This window comes from Pacificoceanicola niger (assembly GCF_048553275.1).
Taxonomy (GTDB): Bacteria; Pseudomonadota; Alphaproteobacteria; order Rhodobacterales; family Rhodobacteraceae; genus Pacificoceanicola.
The window spans coordinates 169573-186652 of the sequence record NZ_JBLZMW010000005.1 but is presented as its reverse complement, the minus strand read 5'-3'; the positions used below and the strand labels follow the sequence as shown (position 1 = coordinate 186652).

At 63.0% G+C, this 17080-nt stretch carries 14 protein-coding genes; 3 read left to right on the top strand and 11 right to left on the bottom strand.

All coding sequences use genetic code 11. The features are described from left to right. Positions 1–3: 3 nt before the first annotated feature. The 7 genes from addA to regB all read right to left on the bottom strand — a co-directional run bounded on the left by addA (position 4) and on the right by regB (position 11435). Positions 4–3387: a double-strand break repair helicase AddA gene (gene addA, locus ACN2XU_RS09220; RefSeq protein ID WP_419410139.1), complete on the bottom strand. Its 3384-nt coding sequence runs from the start codon at positions 3385–3387 to the stop codon at positions 4–6. After that, on the bottom strand, positions 3384–6302 hold the full coding sequence (gene addB, locus ACN2XU_RS09215; RefSeq protein WP_419410138.1) for a double-strand break repair protein AddB: 2919 nt from the start codon (positions 6300–6302) through the stop codon (positions 3384–3386). Before addB ends, addA begins: the two co-directional genes overlap by 4 nt. Continuing rightward, positions 6295–6963 (bottom strand): nucleotidyltransferase family protein, encoded by a 669-nt coding sequence (locus ACN2XU_RS09210; protein WP_419410137.1) that lies wholly within the window; start codon positions 6961–6963, stop codon positions 6295–6297. Before ACN2XU_RS09210 ends, addB begins: the two co-directional genes overlap by 8 nt. Then, positions 6948–7907: an aminoglycoside phosphotransferase family protein gene (locus ACN2XU_RS09205; protein WP_419410136.1), complete on the bottom strand. Its 960-nt coding sequence runs from the start codon at positions 7905–7907 to the stop codon at positions 6948–6950. The genes ACN2XU_RS09210 and ACN2XU_RS09205 overlap by 16 nt, the downstream gene beginning before the upstream one ends. Next, positions 7904–8377, bottom strand: a complete 474-nt coding sequence (tsaE, locus tag ACN2XU_RS09200) for a tRNA (adenosine(37)-N6)-threonylcarbamoyltransferase complex ATPase subunit type 1 TsaE (protein WP_419410135.1) — start codon at positions 8375–8377, stop codon at positions 7904–7906. Before tsaE ends, ACN2XU_RS09205 begins: the two co-directional genes overlap by 4 nt. 48 nt (positions 8378–8425) lie before the next feature. Then, a complete protein-coding gene (locus ACN2XU_RS09195) occupies positions 8426–9784 on the bottom strand; it encodes a PAS-domain containing protein (protein WP_419410134.1) in 1359 nt (452 codons plus the stop codon). Positions 9785–10037: 253 nt separating this feature from the next. Further along, on the bottom strand, positions 10038–11435 hold the full coding sequence (gene regB / locus ACN2XU_RS09190; protein WP_419410133.1) for a sensor histidine kinase RegB: 1398 nt from the start codon (positions 11433–11435) through the stop codon (positions 10038–10040). Between the two features lie 77 nt (positions 11436–11512). On the opposite strand from regB, the gene ACN2XU_RS09185 reads away from it, so the two are divergent. Beyond that, positions 11513–12133, top strand: a complete 621-nt coding sequence (locus tag ACN2XU_RS09185) for an SCO family protein (protein WP_419410132.1) — start codon at positions 11513–11515, stop codon at positions 12131–12133. A 95-nt stretch (positions 12134–12228) separates the two neighbouring features. After that, on the top strand, positions 12229–12783 hold the full coding sequence (locus ACN2XU_RS09180; RefSeq protein WP_419410131.1) for an ActR/PrrA/RegA family redox response regulator transcription factor: 555 nt from the start codon (positions 12229–12231) through the stop codon (positions 12781–12783). Positions 12784–12902: 119 nt separating this feature from the next. Here ACN2XU_RS09180 and ACN2XU_RS09175 read toward each other — a convergent pair whose 3' ends face one another. From ACN2XU_RS09175 to ACN2XU_RS09160, 4 genes are all read right to left on the bottom strand, one after another. Next, positions 12903–13589 (bottom strand): M90 family metallopeptidase, encoded by a 687-nt coding sequence (locus tag ACN2XU_RS09175; RefSeq protein ID WP_419410130.1) that lies wholly within the window; start codon positions 13587–13589, stop codon positions 12903–12905. Positions 13590–13715: 126 nt separating this feature from the next. Next, positions 13716–14186 (bottom strand): GNAT family N-acetyltransferase, encoded by a 471-nt coding sequence (locus ACN2XU_RS09170; protein ID WP_419410129.1) that lies wholly within the window; start codon positions 14184–14186, stop codon positions 13716–13718. After that, entirely contained in the window at positions 14187–14780 is a 594-nt protein-coding gene (locus ACN2XU_RS09165; protein ID WP_419410128.1) for a hypothetical protein, read from the bottom strand. 13 nt (positions 14781–14793) lie between these two features. Beyond that, the gene (locus ACN2XU_RS09160; protein WP_419410127.1) at positions 14794–15501 is read right to left on the bottom strand and encodes an FkbM family methyltransferase; all 708 of its coding nucleotides are present in this window, start codon (positions 15499–15501) and stop codon (positions 14794–14796) included. A gap of 121 nt (positions 15502–15622) precedes the next feature. Between ACN2XU_RS09160 and ahcY the strand changes: the two genes are divergently transcribed. Further along, positions 15623–17011 (top strand): adenosylhomocysteinase, encoded by a 1389-nt coding sequence (ahcY, locus tag ACN2XU_RS09155; protein WP_419410126.1) that lies wholly within the window; start codon positions 15623–15625, stop codon positions 17009–17011. Positions 17012–17080: the final 69 nt, after the last annotated feature.

The following is a 17080-nucleotide window of genomic DNA, read 5'->3' as shown; positions in this document are numbered from 1 at the left end:
GCGTCAAGGGACTGCGGCCCGCCCGAGCGCTTGTGTCACGATGTCGTGCGGCAGGGGCATAAACACGGCGTTTGCGGTCCAGAGCAGGGCCGTTTCGATTTGTCTGCCCGGATAGACCTGAGCCAGCGCGGCGGCGTAGGCACCCATCTGACGAAGCAATCCATCGGGGGTTTGTTCAGGGTTTTCGGGCACTTCGCGGTTCGTCTTGTAGTCGATGAGGGTTATTTTTTCGGGCGTGATGTGCAAACGGTCGATAACGCCGTGAACACGGCCAAGCCCCGGTAGATCGGCGGTGATCGGCACTTCGGCGAGGCTTTCGCTTGTGAAAAGCGCGGGGTGGGTTTGCAGCACATGCAAGGTTTCGTGCAGGAGCGGCGCGGCCTGAGGCCATTGTCCGCGAGAGGTGAGCAGGCGTTGCCCAGAGGGTTCGCGGGCGTCCGAGGGCAGCGGGGCGAGCAGCTCGATCAACTCATGGATCAGTGTTCCGCGCGCCTTTGCCACGTCTTCCTCGTCGCCGTGATCGCCGGGCAAGGCCTTGGGCCCGCCTAAGTCAGAAGGGCTGCGAGCCTCGGGCAGGGGTGTTGGCTGCGGTGCAGGCTGTGTCAGGTGGGCGGGCAGTTCCGGGACAGCTTCAGTCTTTATCTCTGGCTCCGTCATGTCGAGCGCAGACCAGTCGCCGTGGCTCAGGGTCTTGCCCTCGCCGCCGCCGAGATCGCCGAAGTCGAAGGTCTTGGCCTCCGCGCCGCTGTTCTCCATGCCGCGCTGAACCTTGTCGTACCAGGCCTCGCCGCTCTTGCCGGTCTCGCCCGCCGCCGCAACGATCAGCCATTTCTCCGCGCGGGTCAGCCCGACGTAAAGCAGGCGGTCGCGCTCCTGGGCTTCGGCCTCCATCGCGGTCTGGATCGCGGCGGTGTGGCGTGGGGGCAGGGCGTCGCCTGTCTGTTTCCAGAGCAGCCCGTGTTCGTCGCGCAGGAGTGTGGCACGCAGGGTGTTCTTGCGTTCGGCGCAGTCCGGCAGGATGACGATGGGCGCTTCGAGACCCTTGGAACCGTGCACCGTCATGACCCGCAGCGTCTGACCGGCGCCTTCGGCGGCGCGTTTGATCTCCAGGTTGTCGCTCTGCGCCCACTCGATGAATCCGGTGAGCGAAGGAATGTCCGTGCGCTCATAGCTCAGCGCCTGGGCCAGAAGGGCGTTGATACCATCCTCTGCCTCGGCACCGAGACGACCGATCAGCAGGCGGCGACCCTTGTGCCGGGTCAGGATGCGTTCGATCAGATCATAGGGACGGAGAAAATCTGTCTGCTTGTTCAGATCGCGGATTAGCGCCATGACGTCCGGAAAGTCCTCCTTCCGGTCACGCAGCGCCTCCCAGAGGTACGCCTTGTCCTTGCGCCGGTGGGCGAGGTCGAAAAGCTGCTGTTCCGACAGGCCGAAGAGCGGCGAGCGCAGCGCGATGGCGAGCGAGAGGTCATCCTCGGGCGTGGCGAGGAACTTCAGTAGCGCCATGATGTCCTTGACGGCAAGCTCGGCCATGACCTTGAGCCGGTCCGCCCCGGCGATGGGCAGGTCCGCTTGTTTGCAGGCACGGATAATCTCCGTGAACAAACGAGAGCGAGAGCGCACGAGGATCAGGAAATCGCCCGCATGCACCGGGCGGGCCGCATAGGCGCCGGAAAACCCCTTTTCCACGGGCAGTGGGGTCTTCGCGTCGATGGTCCGCTTGATGAACTGCGCGATGCGCTGGGCGAGAATGACGGTCTGGTGGCGCTGGCCAACGCGGTCGATGGGCTCGAACCAATCGCCGTCCTTCTCTTCCTTGACTGGCTCCACCACGGGCCAGAGGTCGACGCGGCCCGGCATACGCTCCTTGAAAGCGATGTGCTTTTGATCGGGGGTGAAGCCCGAAGGGCCGGCGGTGTCGAAGGTCATGTCGACCAGCCGCAGGATCGGATCGGCGGAGCGGAAGCTGTGTTCGAGCTCCATTGCCGAAAGGGGTGCATCGGTCATTTGCAGGCGTTCGCGGAATTCATCACGCATACGATCGAATTCCGCCGGATCGGCGCCCTGGAAGCTGTAGATCGACTGCTTCTTGTCCCCGACGACAAAGATTGTGCGGCGGGTGTCGGCGCGGGCGCCGATCCCGGAGGTGAACTCTTGAGCGAGGCGTTCGATCACCTGCCATTGAACCGGCGAGGTGTCCTGCGCCTCATCGACAAGGATATGGTCGATGCCGCCGTCGAGTTTGAACAGCACCCATGCGGCGACCTTCGGATCGTTCAGTAGATCGCGGGCGCGGGTGATGAGATCGTCGAAGTCGAGCCAGCCGCGCAGTTGTTTTGCGGTCTCATAGGCGGGGATGAAATGCGCGGCGAAGTCGTGCAAGGCGACGTCACGGCGGGCCGCGAGCAGGGCGAGGCGTTTGGGGCGCGCGCTTTCAACGCGGGTCATCAGAGCGTCCAGCCTGGGCAGAATGTGATCCACATCATGCTTCTTGGTGAAGCCCTTTGTAGGAACCTTGCCGAGTTTGGCAGTGAAGGGCTCCTTGGCGCTGCCGCCGGTAAGAAGGGCGCCTTCGAGGATTGCCAGGCTCCGGAGCGAAGGGCCGGTAAGGGCCTTGATGCTGTCCGCGAATTTCTGATCGTTGGCGCCGGACGTGCGCAAAATCGGCTCTAACTCCGCCAGAAACGCCATTTCGTCGCCGAGAAAGACCTCGTCGGTCAGATCGGTTTCGCCGTAGCCGTCGGAGAGGCCATAGGCAGCGAAGATCTGAGCCTGCGTCGGCAGGGGGGCAAAGGCGGATTTATGTTTCGTCAGCCCGGCGAGCAGGCTGCCGGTGTCGTCACCGGAAATATAGGGGGCAAGTGCATGGACGAGCGGGGCCTGCGGTCCCTCCGCCATGGTATCGAGGATCTCGGCCCGCAGCAGTTCAGCGGCGCGATCTTCCATTTCCTGGAACTGCGGGCTGACCTTGGCCTCCAGCGGGAAGCGGCGCAGGAGGGAAGAGCAGAAGGAGTGGATCGTCTGAATACGCAGACCGCCGGGCGTTTCGATGGCGCGGGCAAAAAGAGTGCGGGCATCGCGCAGAAAATCGTCATTCAGGCTCTGTTCCACTCCGAGCGTGCGTAATTCGGCCCGAAGGGCATCGCTTTCGAGCATCGCCCATTGGCCGAGGCGGCGGAACAGGCGGTTCTGCATCTCCGAGGCGGCGGCCTTGGTGTAGGTCAGGCAAAGGATATGTTCGGGGAGCACACCTTCGAGCAGGAGGCGCGCGACCCGATCGGTCAGAACGCGGGTCTTTCCGGAGCCTGCATTGGCGGCGAGCCACGTGGAGCTACCGGGGGCGGCCGCGTCTACCTGCCGCTGGGTTGCGAGGTCGCGGATCATTCGAGGATCTCCCGATGCGGCGCGTCCGTGACGTCCCATTCGCCAAGGCGCGAGAGGTGATCGTATTCGGCGAAATCGGTATCGGACATCAAGGCGCGGCGCGCGGTAAACCCACGATCCGGGGCAAGATAGGCACTGATCAGCCGTGTCAACTCCTCCCAAACCTTGTCCGGCGGCGACTCCTCCAGGGGCGCGGGTACCTCTTTGGGGTCACCGGGTTTGAGCGAGATGAAGAGCGCGCGTTCGACGTGCTTTGGCATGAGGTCGGGGAAGGCGCCGCGCAGGGCCATGGCCGCTTCGAGCAGGAGCTGTTTGTCGAAATGTTGTTGCTCCGGGCCGGTCGGTGCCTTGCCGGTTTTGTAATCGTAGATATGCGCATGCCCCCGCTCGTCGATGTCGATACGGTCAGCCTGTCCTTTGAGCGTGAAGCCGAGGGAGGGGATCAGGGCCTTTCCGCTGATTTCGAAATGCGCCGGGCGCGCCTGCGATTGCCGCGCGGCCTCCGTTTCGGTGAACCAGTCGGCCACCTGCCGTATTTTGTCCTGCCAGAGCACGCGCATCATCGGGAACGGCACCATGTCGGGATTATCCAGCAGGGCCTTGGCGTGCTCTTGAAGCGTTTTGGGGCGGATCAGTGAAGCATCATCACGCGTTTCCTTGACGAAATTCTCCAGCACCTTATGGACCAGAACCCCGCGCAGGAGCGCGTCCGGGGCCTGCATCAACGGGTCCAGGGTCTTCAGGCGGAGCACGCGGCGGGCGTAAATCGCGAAGGGATCGCGGACAAGCTTCTTGATGTCGGTGACCGGTAGTTCGCGCGGGCGGGCTTCGGGCGGCGGCGCCGGAGACGGGCGGCGCGCGGGCGGTGTTTCGATCGGAGCTTCAACCGCGCCGGCGAGGGCGAGCCAGTGCTTTCCCTTGGTGCGCATGGTCGTCAGGGCTTCGGGGCCAAAGCGGTCCGGGAGGCCCGTCATCAGATTCACCATGCGATTGAGCCACCGCGACGGCACGGTTTCGGCGTCGTCGGACTTGAGGGCACGGGTCAGCCAGACCTCTGGCGCGGCGGCGGCCTGCTGGAAGTCATGCGCGGACAGGCCGATGCGCCGTTCGGGCAGAAGCAGCCCCGCCTGGGCACGCAGGGCGCGGTTCAGCCATGGATCGGCGCCGGGCATTTCGGGCCACGATCCTTCGTTGAGGCCGGCAAGGATAAGCAGGTCGGCATCCATCACGCGCGCTTCGAGCGTGCCCCAGATGAGAATGTTTGGATGCACCGCGTCCGGATTGCGCACCTCTTCGGCGCTGACGATGGCACCAAAGAGATCCGCATAGTCGCGAGCGGTCAGTTCGCTGCCGTGTTCGGCTTCCTCGGCCAGGTTAGAGACGATTTCGTGCAGCTTGCGCCCGGTGTCCTTGTCCCAAAGCTCGCCCGAGCCCTCGGCATCCGGCCCGCAGGCGATGCGCTCGGCCAGAGCGATGTGGCGGGCGGTCCAGTCTGTAAGATGCGGGGTGCTGACCTCGCGCAGGGCGCAAAAGGTCCCGGCAACCCAAGCGGCCCAATTCTCGCAGTTTCGGGCCGCGCCAAACGCCGTCAGCTGGTCGGGCGCGGGGTAGGGCATGCCCTTGCGGCGAATGTGCAGTTCGAGATCGCGGGTGTGACGCAGGTGCGGGCCGCGGTCACTGCCGGAGTGCGTCAACGGGTGTTTGAGCAAGGCAAGCAGCGCCTCAGCGGTCAGATCCTCGGTGAACAGGGCGGCCGCATGGCGCAGGAAGCGGCCCGGCGGCGTGAGTTGCGCGGGCGTGCCCGCGCTGTCGTCCGGTTTGATGTCCCAGCGATCAAGCGCGGAAGTGACCTGTCGGGTCAGCATGCGATCCGGGGTGATGAGCGCGGCACGCGTGCCGGTTTCCGCGGCTTCGCGCAGGCGCAGCGCAATGGCGAGGGCCTCCTCCCGGGTGGTCGCGGCCTCGATCAGCGTGACATCGGCGCAGGCCTCGCGCAGGTCCGGGAGCTTTGGTCCCTCGCTCATCCATTGATGTGTGACCGGCGCGGGGCGCAGGGCGAGCGAGAGCAGGCGATTGCGTCCGGGCGCGGGCGCGTCGGCGTCTGACCAGCGGTGAATTTCGTCTCTGGTCAGGCCCAATTCACCCATGAGTCGCGCAAAGCGATACTGTGGATGATCCTCGCCTTTCAGCGGCTCACCCAGGCGATCCCAGACAGTGCGCGGCATGTCGAAATCAAAGCCAGGCAGAACCACGTAGCCCTGCGGGAGCCGCGCGACGGCGCGCATGAATTCGGCGGTGGTGCCGCGTGAGCCGGTGGACCCTGCGACGACAATGGGGTGTTCCGGCGGGTTCGTCTCCCAGTCAATCAGTCTCTGCTCCAGCGCAAAACGGGCATGAGAGGCGGCGTCGGGCTCTGCATTTTCGTCAAAGAACGGCTGCACGGCGTTAAAGAAGGTGAGCGCGCGGGCCCAATGGCCGGATTGATCGGTGACATCGAGGCTCGCGATGGTCTCCGGCGTGACGCCTTCCGCATGCATTTCCTCCATGAGTCCAACAAGGCTGTCCGCGAGATCATAGAGCGCGGAGCGTGGTGCGAGGTCAGGCTGCGACTGGAGCAGGCGCGCAACAAGGCCCGTCATTTCGAGACGGCGGCGCAGCTTGGGAATGGGCTGGGGCAGGTCGGCGCGGGTGAGCGGGTCCGCAAGATCGGTGACAAGACGAAGGCGGGGCAGGAGCCGCGCGGGGCCTTGGTCGTAGAGATCGCGAATGCGGCGGGCCATGCGCGTCGTGTTTACATAAAGTTCGACCCGGGCCAGTGCCTCTGGCGGGCTATCCACACGGGCATGAAGACCTGTCAGCAATTCGCGGGCGAAATCAACGCCCGGCGGCAGGGCGAAGAGGCGGGTGTCAGCCATGCAGCATCTCCTCGGCAAGGGCGATGCCATCCGGGTGGCCGACGTCGCACCATGAACCGGGATAGGTCAGGCCATGGAGGCGACCTGTCCCGGCCATGCGGTTCCAAAGGCGATTGAGGGAAAACGCGGCATCGGGGATCTCTTGCAGCCCATCGGTCTTGACGATTTGTGCGCCAGTATAGACGAGATCACCTGCGCGCGTTAGCACTCCGGTGCTGGCCAGGCTGAAATCGCCAGAGCCTTTGCGCCCGATCGCGCGGACGAGGGGGACGCAGAGAAGAAGAGCGTCCATCACCTCGGGCTGCCAATGCTTGGCAAGCAGGGAGAGAGGGTTGGGACCGCTCCAAACTGCGTCAGTGTTGAGGGTAAACACAGGGTTCGTGCGCAGGAGCGGCAGGGCGTGGCGCAGCCCGCCTCCCGTATCGAGGATATCCGGGGTTTCGATGCTGACGTGGACGTCGGTGCCCGACAGATGGCCAGTGATCTGATCCGCGTGATGATGCGCGTTGACCACGCGGGTTTTCAGCCCTTCTGTCAGCGCGAGCGCGTGATCCAGCAGGGGTCTGCCCGCGACTTCGATCAGCGGTTTGGGTTTGTCTTTCGTCAGCGCACCCATGCGGGTGCCGAAACCGGCGGCGAAGAGCATTACGGCGTCGGGCATTGCGCTCTCAGTTTGGTCAAGTGGGTTTCATCCGGGGCGGGCAGCCGCGCAAGGAGTGGCCGCAGCGGTGCGAGGGCCGCGTGTTCGAGGTCGGCTTGAAGATGCGCCCATGTGCGCGGAATGAGGTCGATGTAATGCGGTTTGCCGCGGGTGGCAGCGAGGCGGGCAAAGATGCCCATAATGCGCAGGTTGCGCTGTGCGCCGAGAACGGCAAGAGAGGCGTGAAATTGCGCCGGGTCAAGTCCGGTTGCGCCGAGATAGTGACTAATACAGGCTCGGGCGGTCTCGGGCGAGACATCGCGGCGGGCGTCTTCAATCAAAGAAACGAGATCATAGGCGCGGTGGCCCTGTAGCGCGTCCTGAAAATCGAGAAGCCCGGCGCGGGCGGCGCCGCTGCGTTCCGGCAGGTCGAGAATGTTCTCTGCATGGAAGTCGCGCAGGATCATGACGTCAGTGGGCTGGGCATGCAGGTCCAGAAGGGCCTGAAAGCTGGCGATCGTTTCGGATTTTCCCGGTGTTCCGGGCGCGTAGAAGTCGAAGGCGAGGTCAACCATGTTGGCGAGGCGTTCGGGCGTAGCAATGGGCAGGCCTTCTGGCGCTGCATGGCGGTGGAGCGCGATGAGTGCATCAGTTGCGGTGAGATAGAGCCGCTTTTCGCTCTCTGCGTCGGTACTCAGACGGACGATCAGCCCATCGCCGAGATCTTCGATCAGCAGGTGCCCATTGCCCGCGTCCTCCGCGAGGATGCGTGGGGCCGATAGGCCGATGCCGATGAGATGGCGGGCAAGGCGGGCGAAGAGCGCCACATCCCCCTCCGGGTCTTCCATGAGGATCGCGGTCTCACCGCCGCGCGACAGGCGCGTATAGCGGCGCGAGGAGGCATCTCCGGCGAGCGGTGTGGCGCTGGACCCGGCCCAGCCAGCAGTGGCAAGAATATCGCTCATGCTTGCAGATTCCGCACGACCGGCGTCCAGCGTGGATCGGTCCAGTCCATGGTCAGCAGGCGCGCGGCCTCTGTCGGGCCATCGGTGAAGCGCAGGCTGAGCGCATTTTGGGGCATGAGGTCCTCAAGTTTGTCGGGCCATTCGATAAGGCAGATCGCGGTCTCGAAGGCGTCGACAAGACCGAGTTCGACCACGTCATCAGGGCCGGAAAGCCTGTAGAGATCGCTGTGCCAGAGTTCGCCGTGCCGCGTATCGTAGACCTGTACGAGGGTGAACGTAGGCGAGGGGACGTCTTCGGGTTCGATCAGCAGAGACTGGATCAGGCTGCGCGCGAAGTGGGTCTTGCCCGCGCCGATGCCGCCGGACAGCAGGACAATGTCGCCGGGATGCAGATCGGCGCCCAACCGCCGGGCGAGGGCGCTGGTGTGCTCGGGGCTTGGGAGGGTGTGTGTTTTCTGCTCGGCGGTCATGCGCCAAGGATACGCTGACAGGGCGCGGCTGCAAGCCGGTTCGGGACATCAGGCGCGGCGGATTTTGCGGTCTTCGAGAGGGCGTTCACGCCGTGGCGGGGTTAGGGAAAAGCGCACCATGGTCGCCCCGGCGGCGACCGGCTCGACAAAGCACTGGATCGACCGCCCATCGTGCAGATACAGCACCTCTTTATAGGGGCTGCGGTCCTGCATGGTCAGCACATAGTCACGTAGATTTGGCCAGATTTCACTGTTCTCGCAGGCGTTCTGCCAGCTGTCCGTGGCGTCGGTGATGGTGGTTTCGTTGAAGACGCTGTCCGGATCGCAATTCCAGAGCTGGCGATAGGCGACGTTGCAGAAGGTCAGCACTCCGAGCCGGGAGAAGACGGCGACGGCATCGGGGACGCTGTCGATCACCGATTGGGTCAGCTCTAGTTCGGAGCGGAAGCGGCGGGTGAGCGAGATTTCCGCGCTGATGTCTTCGAGCAGGAAGGCCACGGCACCGTCCGGATGCGGGCGGCCGGTGATCTTGTAGGTCAGGCCGGAGGCCAGGCTCCAGGTCTCGCAATAGCGATCATCGCGCGCCGCGGCGATCACTTCGGTCAGCTGTTCGCGCCAGGAGGCGTAGTTCTTCGGTTCGGGCATCATGCGGTTTTCCCGCATATGATCAAAGAAGCTGAGCATGTTCGGTCGGGCAGAGAGAAAATCGACGGGAAGGCGGGTCAGGTCGACCAGCGCGGGGTTGAACAGCACAAGCCGCCGATCGCGATCGAACACCGCGAGGCCGATGGGCAGGTGGGCGAAGGTCTTGGCCAGGGTCTGGACAAAGTTGCGCTGGGCGAGCTCGGCTTCGATCAGGGTGTCGATATCCGTGGCAAAATGCATCGCGCCATCGTGGGTGAGGCGGCTGGTGATTTCGAACCAGCGGGCGGTTCCATCGGTTTGTTCGATCTGCGTGCGGCTGTTTTGCTGCGTCGGACCACTCTCGCGGGCGATGTGCTCCAAAGATCGCGCGCCGCGGTCGGGATCGGTGGAGAGCTTGAGTTTCTCGAAGGCAGCATTGCTCCAGAGCACCGAACCGCTGGAATCAGTCGACCAGATCGGATTGGGCGCGACATCGAAAGCGGTGCTCAGGCGCTCCAGCTCCTCGCTCTGGACAAGGTAGAGATGCTGTGCGGCGGGACCCATCGGTTCGGCAGAGAGTGTGACCCGCACGCTTGGACCTTCGGGCGTGACCTGCATGACAGTAGGGGCAAGGTCGTCTGAGTGCAGGGTCAGAGGAACGCTCGGCAGCATGTCCGGCATGTCAGGAAACCGCGATGCGAAGATCTCGTGCAGATCGCTCCAGGCAAATCCGTCATTAAGCGGCGCATTTACCACATCACGGGCATCGGGCGTTGTGTCCATCAGCGTGCCATCGGAGTCGAAAAGAAAAACCGTTTCTGCGAACGCGCCTGTCTTCGCGCTGGCGGACAGGCGCCTTATCATGCGTTTGTACAGCGCCAAACACAGCAGGATGAGCGAAAAACCGGCTACAATTCCGATACTTAAGGCCAGCAAATCATTCAACTGTCAGTCCCGCTTTGGTTGATGTGGCAAGATTCCACCTAGCTAGAAAGTAGTTTACGAATTCTTAATCAAGCTTTCAATTTGAATGATTTCAGGCCTCGATCGGCTGGTTCTCCCCAAGACCGCCGCCCGCCTGTGCCACATCTGCAACAATCTTGCTGCGCGGCCAGACAACCTCGACCACCGCGCCGCGCCGTTCGCCAGAGGGGTGTCCGGCGGTGAAGGGGTCGGACGCATTGGCAAAGCTCAGCTCGGCGCCGCTGCGTTCCAGCAGGGTCTTTGCGATGAACAGGCCGAGCCCCATGCCTTCGTATTCCGGCCGGGCCTTGCGGTCTGCGTCACTGCGTCGACGGCGCATGAAAGGATCGCCGATACGCCCGAGAAGATGTTGTGGAAAGCCGCGCCCGTCGTCGATGATGCGGATCGAGATGACATCGTCCGTCCAGATGGTTTCGATCCAGACGGTGCTGGCGGCGAAGTCCACGGCGTTCTGCACGAGGTTGCGCAGGCCGTGGATGACTTCGGGGCGGCGCAGGATCTGCGGTTGGTTGAATTCGCCGCCGGGGCCGGGGCCCTCCTCCAGAACGATGTCCTTGCCCCGGTCCTGATGCGGCTCCGCAGCCTCGCGGATCACCTCGACGAGCGGCGCATACCGCATGTGCAGGTCGTCTTTGCCGGCGCGCCCCATGGAGCGCAGAATGTCGCGGCAACGGTCGGCCTGTTCGCGGATCAGCAGGGCATCTTCCTGAAGGTCCGGGCGGTCGTCGAGATCGTCGGCCAGTTCGGAGGAGGCCAGCTTGATCGTCGCCAAGGGCGTGCCAAGCTCATGGGCAGCGGCGGCCACAACCCCGCCCAGGTCGTTGAGTTTCTGCGCCCGCGCGAGGGCCATCTGGGTCGCGGCGAGGGCGTCGGACATGGAGTTCATCTCCCGCGTGATGCGACGGGTGTAGACCGAAATGAACACCAGCGCGATGGTGATCGCCGTCCACTGGCCATAGACGAAAAGATCGGGGATCCGCAGGATGAAGCCCATCTCTGTCCGCAATGGCAGGTGATAGAAGACCATACCGCTCACCAGCAGGAATGCGGTAAGCCCGAGGGTGAGCGTCGAGCGAAGCGAAAGCACCGAGGCCGAGACGGTGACGGGGGCCAGCACCAGCAAGGAAAAGGGATTGTGCAGGCCGCCGGTGAGGTAGAGCAGAAAGCACAGCTGCAGAAGGTCGAACATGACCATCAGGAAATTCTCGGTCTCCGAGAGGCGTTTGTTCTCGGGGAAGATGAAGATCGCCACGAGGTTGCCGATAACGGAGACACCGACCGCGAGATAACACAGGCCGAGTTCGAGTTGCAGATTATAGAGCTTCTGCGCCACGGTGATGGCGGTGAGCTGGCCGATGATGGCGAACCAGCGCAGGAGGATCATGGTTCTGAGGCGGATCCAGTTGCTGCGCTGATATTCGCTGGTCAGACCGATTTCACTATTTGCCATCTGCGCTCATTCGTCACTTGCGGGGACTGTGGAGATTGTTACCTGTCGCGAGCATCGACGCAATGGGAGAGCCTGAAATGCCGCGTTTAGCCTTGTTGTCCGCCAGTGTTGCGATTGTCGCCTTGCTTGGCGGTGTTTGGTACGTGACGCTCGGCTCCGGCAGCGATGATCCTTTCGCCCAGTGCCGGAGTACCGCCGTGGCTGGCGGGAGCGGTCAGATCGGTGGCCCGTTCGAGTTGATCAATTCAGACAGGGAGTTGGTGTCCGACAAGGATGTGATCACCGAGCCCTCGCTGATCTACTTTGGCTACACCTTCTGCCCGGATGTCTGCCCGATGGATACGGTGCGCAATGCCGATGCGGTGGATGTGCTGGCCGAGCAGGGGTATTCGGTGACGCCGGTCTTCATCTCCATCGACCCGGAGCGTGACACGCCCGACGCGGTCGGCGATTTTGCCTCGAACATCCATGACAAGATGATCGGCCTCACCGGCAGTGCGGAGCAGGTCAAGGCGGCGAGCCGGGCCTACAAGACCTATTACAAGGCGCAGCCTGCCGAGGATGATTACTACCTCGTGGATCACTCGACCTTCACCTACCTGGTGCTGCCCGAGGCGGGGTTTGTCGAATACTTCCGGCGCGAGGTGGCCCCGGAGGCGATGGCGGAAACGGTCGCCTGCTTTATCGATGCGTCGTGATCGCAGAGTCCCGCAGTATGCCTACAGTTTGACCGTGGTGCATCCGAGCGCTAAAACTTCGGAACGCAGGCAAAAATGTCCGGGGAGGACGGGGTTTGGCAGACAGCAATACCGACGATCTTGGTGAGGATCGGAGCCTTCTTCTTGTCGATGACGATGAGCCGTTTCTGAAGCGACTGGCCAAAGCGATGGAGAAGCGCGGTTTCGATGTCGAGACTGCCGGATCTGTCGCTGCGGGGCGCGCTGTCGCCACGGCTCGGCCGCCCGCCTATGCCGTTGTGGATCTACGGCTTGAGGACGGCAACGGGCTCGATGTGGTCGAAGTGCTGCGCGAAAAGCGTCCGGACAGCCGTGTGGTGGTTCTGACGGGCTATGGCGCTATTGCGACGGCCGTTGCAGCGGTGAAGATCGGGGCGACAGATTACCTGTCGAAACCCGCGGATGCCACTGACATCACAAATGCGCTGCTGGCCAAGGGCGACGATCTGCCGCCGCCACCGGAGAACCCGATGAGCGCCGACCGCGTGCGCTGGGAGCATATCCAGCGGGTTTATGAGCTGTGCGACCGCAACGTGTCTGAAACCGCGCGGCGGCTGAACATGCATCGGCGGACCCTGCAGCGGATCCTGGCGAAACGATCACCGCGATAGGCGGTGCCTTCGGGTGAAGGTGACAATCCTGCCGGGACGGAGTTTTGCCTGGCGGCTCTGACCCGGCGTCGCCATGGGCAGAGATCCCCTGAGGTTTTCTGGGGCCATAGGCCGGCAGATCAGGAGAGGCCGAGACGGTTTCGCGCGGCGAGACTGCGGGTTTCGATCTCTGCCATGGATGCAATGTACCATGACAGATCGGCCGGATCGGAAGCCTGTGCCGCTTCGAGGGACGCACGGCCCTGACCGGCGCGTCTCGCGCTCAGGGCAAGGGCTTCGGCGACGGCGACGCGGGCTTGCTGCATGTGGGTGAGGCGGGTGGCGTGTTCGGCTTCGGTGAGATGGCCAGAGGCGCGCTCGGCGTCGAGCATGTCCATTTCTTCTGCCTGTTCGCGCAGCATGGCGTTGATGCCGGAGTCGATGCTGTCGAGGGCGGCGAAGGTTTGGGTGATCGCCGGGGCGAGAGCGTTCTTGTTCAGGGGGCCGTTGTCCGTGGTCAGGCTGCGCAGGGCGCCGAGGGTACGCCCCATGAGATCGCGTTCGGAACACTGTGCCATGGCTGGATCGGAAAGCGTGCCGCTGCAGTCGCCAGCGGGGGCCTTGGCCTGAAGCAGGATGTCGCGGATGCTGTCTTCGAGGGCGATGGCCTCTTCCGTGATGGCCCGTTCGCGTGCGGAGGTTACAGCGACCGGTTCAACAAGAAAGCTGGTGTCATTGCGTGAGGTTTCGAGAAGGGACTTGGTCTGACTGCAGGCGGAGAGGGAAACAATCACCATCGCCAGCATGCCGCATTTGCGAATTTTCACGTCCAACCTCCTGTAGTGAAACCACTGTTCGGTTGGCTAGAATTCGAATGCGGCAAGAATGCGGCGGATTGTTTCGCAATTAGCGCCAATGCGTGGAGTGTGCCTTTTGCCGCACAATTCCACCGCTCAGAGTGGGTGACGTTTTACGATGCGGTCGACGATGGTGCCGTCGGGGCGCGTGTGATCGCTCGGGATCACGTGATCATCCACAAAGCCGAGCCTGGTGTAGAAGGCAAGACCGCCGGTGTTGTCGGCAGTGATCTTGGCCAGGATCGCCTCGCCGCCGCGTTCGCGGCAATCCGCCAGGGTCTTGCGGAACAAGGCCTGTCCAGCGCCCGTCACCGGGCGCTGCCGGTCCGTGAAGCTGCCGATGCTGTAGAAATCAGGACCGTCCTGAAACGCGGCCAGAAAGCCGACGACGCGGCCCGCGCTGAGCGCGACGTTACAGACGGGCGGCTCCTGCCGGTATTTCGTGTCGAGGGTGGCGACATCGAAGGGCGTTTCATAGGCGGTGGTGCCGCCGAGGCCGATGATATGGTTGAGGATGCGGACGCAGGCGGGCACGTCCTCGGGTCGCATCTCGCGGGTTTCAAGCATCTAAAGCGCTCCGATCAATGTTGAAAAGCGTGCGGTGAACTCTTCGCGCACCTGCACTGGCGGGCGGAGCAGGATGGTGAGATCGGCGATCATTGCCTCATCCGGAGCACCGAAGAGTTTGTTGGCCTCCGCGCGGGTGAACCCGGCGATCTGCGTGGCTTCCATCCAGGCGCTGATGTGGTCGGCTTTCTTGATCTGCTTCTTCAGGCGCACGGGCGTAACGGCAGGAAGGCCGAAGCGGATGTGGATGGCGGCGGTCAGCCGTTTGTCGAGCGCGTCATAGTTGGGACCGACGGCAGATTTCACAGGGGAAATCATGTCTCCGATCACGTATTCTGGCGCGTCATGCAGCAGGGCGGTGAGACGCTGGATCGGTGTGGCATTCGGCACGAGGCGGGCAAAAAGCTCTTCGACCAGAAGGGAATGCTCGGCCACGGTATAGGCGTAATCGCCATGCGTCTGACCATTCCAGCGCGCCACGAAAGCGAGGCCGTGCGCGATGTCTTCGATCTCGATGTCGACGGGCGTGGGGTCGAGCAGGTCGAGCCTGCGACCGGAGAGCATGCGCTGCCATGCGCGGGGTTGCTTTGCCATGTTTTGCCTCGGTTTACCGCGGTTGAGCGAGGAAGATCGCGTTGCGCTCCAGCCCGCCACAAAGCTGATAGCCGACGCTCGGGAAATGCTCACCCAGAAAATCGCGGTACATCGCGCGTTGCCACGGTCGTTCGGCTTCGAGAATGATCATCGGGGCACTGTCGCGGATCAGGCGTGTGGCCCCGAGTAGCGCCTGTTTCTCAAAGCCTTCGACGTCAAGGTGGAGGACGGAGACGTCCCGTCCGGGCGCGACAAGGCTGTCGAGCGTCACAACCTCCACCATGACGGTATCGCCGGGATTCTCCTCCTCATCGGTGATGATCTTGGCGCGCGCGGCGCTGGCACTGCCGCCCTTTCGGCTCAATTGCAGGGGAAGCTGGCCGGGTGCATCGCCGACGGCGACGGGCGACAGAACAGCATTGGTCAGACCGTTCAGTGCGATGGTCTGTTCAGCGGCGGCAAAGCTGAGTGGATTCGGCTCGAAGCTGATCAGCCGCGCGCCGGGGGCAAGACAGGAACAAAGCGCTGGAAAGAAATCCCCGATAAACGCGCCGCCAGTCACGATATCGCCATCCCCAAGACGGCGCCGCATCAGCCGCAGGGTGTTCGGCTCATAGACCTCTCCAGCGGCCAAGACCTTTGGAATCTCGCGCTTTTCATAGGCTGCCGGCACACAGTAGAAACCATATTCGTTGACGCAGATGCGGTGATCGAAGTCCACGGTGACCGTCCTCCGGTTAACCCGGCGTTCATTGACTCACCCATGCCACTTGTTGTCAATCGGGCAACCCTTTGCTAACCGGACACGACTAATACGTGTGTCATCAGGAGCAAGAGGCATCATGACTCAGGACTACGTCGTCAAAGACATTTCCCTCGCCGGGTTCGGCCGCAAGGAGCTGGACATTGCAGAGACGGAAATGCCCGGGCTGATGGCTCTGCGCGAGGAGTATGGCGAGAGCAAGCCGCTCAAGGGCGCGCGCATCGTCGGCTCGCTGCATATGACCATCCAGACCGCCTGTCTGATCGAGACTCTGGTCGCGCTGGGCGCGGATGTGCGCTGGGCGTCGTGCAACATTTTCTCCACGCAGGATCACGCAGCAGCGGCGATTGCAGAAGCGGGCATTCCGGTTTTCGCGATCAAGGGTCAGAGCCTTGAGGAACATTGGGACTATCTCGACAAGTCCTTCCAGTTTGCGGACGGGCCGAACATGATCCTCGACGACGGCGGCGATGCGACGCTGTACGTGCTGCTTGGTGCCCGCGCCGAGGCCGGTGAAGAGATCATTCCGGTGCCGCAATCCGATGAGGAAGCGGTCATCAAGGCACAGATCAAGAAACGCATGGAGCAGTCTCCGGGCTGGTTCACCAAGGTGCGTGACGCGATCAAGGGTGTCTCCGAAGAGACCACCACCGGCGTGCACCGCCTGTATGATCTGCACAAGAACGGCCAGCTGCCCTTCCCGGCGATCAACGTCAACGACAGCGTCACCAAGTCGAAGTTCGACAACAAGTACGGCTGCAAGGAATCGCTGGTCGACGGCATCCGCCGCGCGACCGACGTGATGATGGCCGGCAAGGTTGCCGTGGTCTGCGGTTATGGCGATGTGGGCAAGGGCTCTGCGGCATCGCTGGCTGGCGCCGGTGCGCGGGTCAAGGTGACAGAGGCTGATCCGATCTGCGCGCTGCAGGCGGCGATGGACGGCTTCGAGGTGGTTCTTCTGGAGGATGTGGTGGCCAGCGCGGACATCTTCATCACGACCACCGGCAACAAGGACGTGATCCGCATCGAGCACATGCGCGAGATGAAGGACATGGCGATCGTTGGCAACATCGGCCACTTCGACAATGAAATTCAGGTGGCGAACCTGAAGAACCACAAGTGGACCAACATCAAGGACCAGGTGGACATGATCGAGATGCCCTCGGGCAGCCGTCTGATCCTGTTGTCCGAAGGGCGCCTGTTGAACTTGGGTAACGCCACGGGCCATCCGTCCTTTGTCATGTCAGCCAGCTTCACCAATCAGGTGTTGGCTCAGATGGAGCTTTGGAACAATGGTCAGAGCTACGAGAACGGCGTTTATATCCTGCCCAAGCATCTCGATGAAAAGGTTGCGCGCCTGCACCTTGGCCGCATCGGCGTGAAGCTGACCACGCTTTCGGCGGAGCAGGCGGCCTATATCGGTGTCACACCCGAAGGCCCGTTCAAGCCGGAGCATTATCGCTACTGATCCCGCGGCAGGTGCGGGGCACAGTCCCGCCCTCCAGATGGATGGATCTGACGGTCGCGCGAGGGAAGC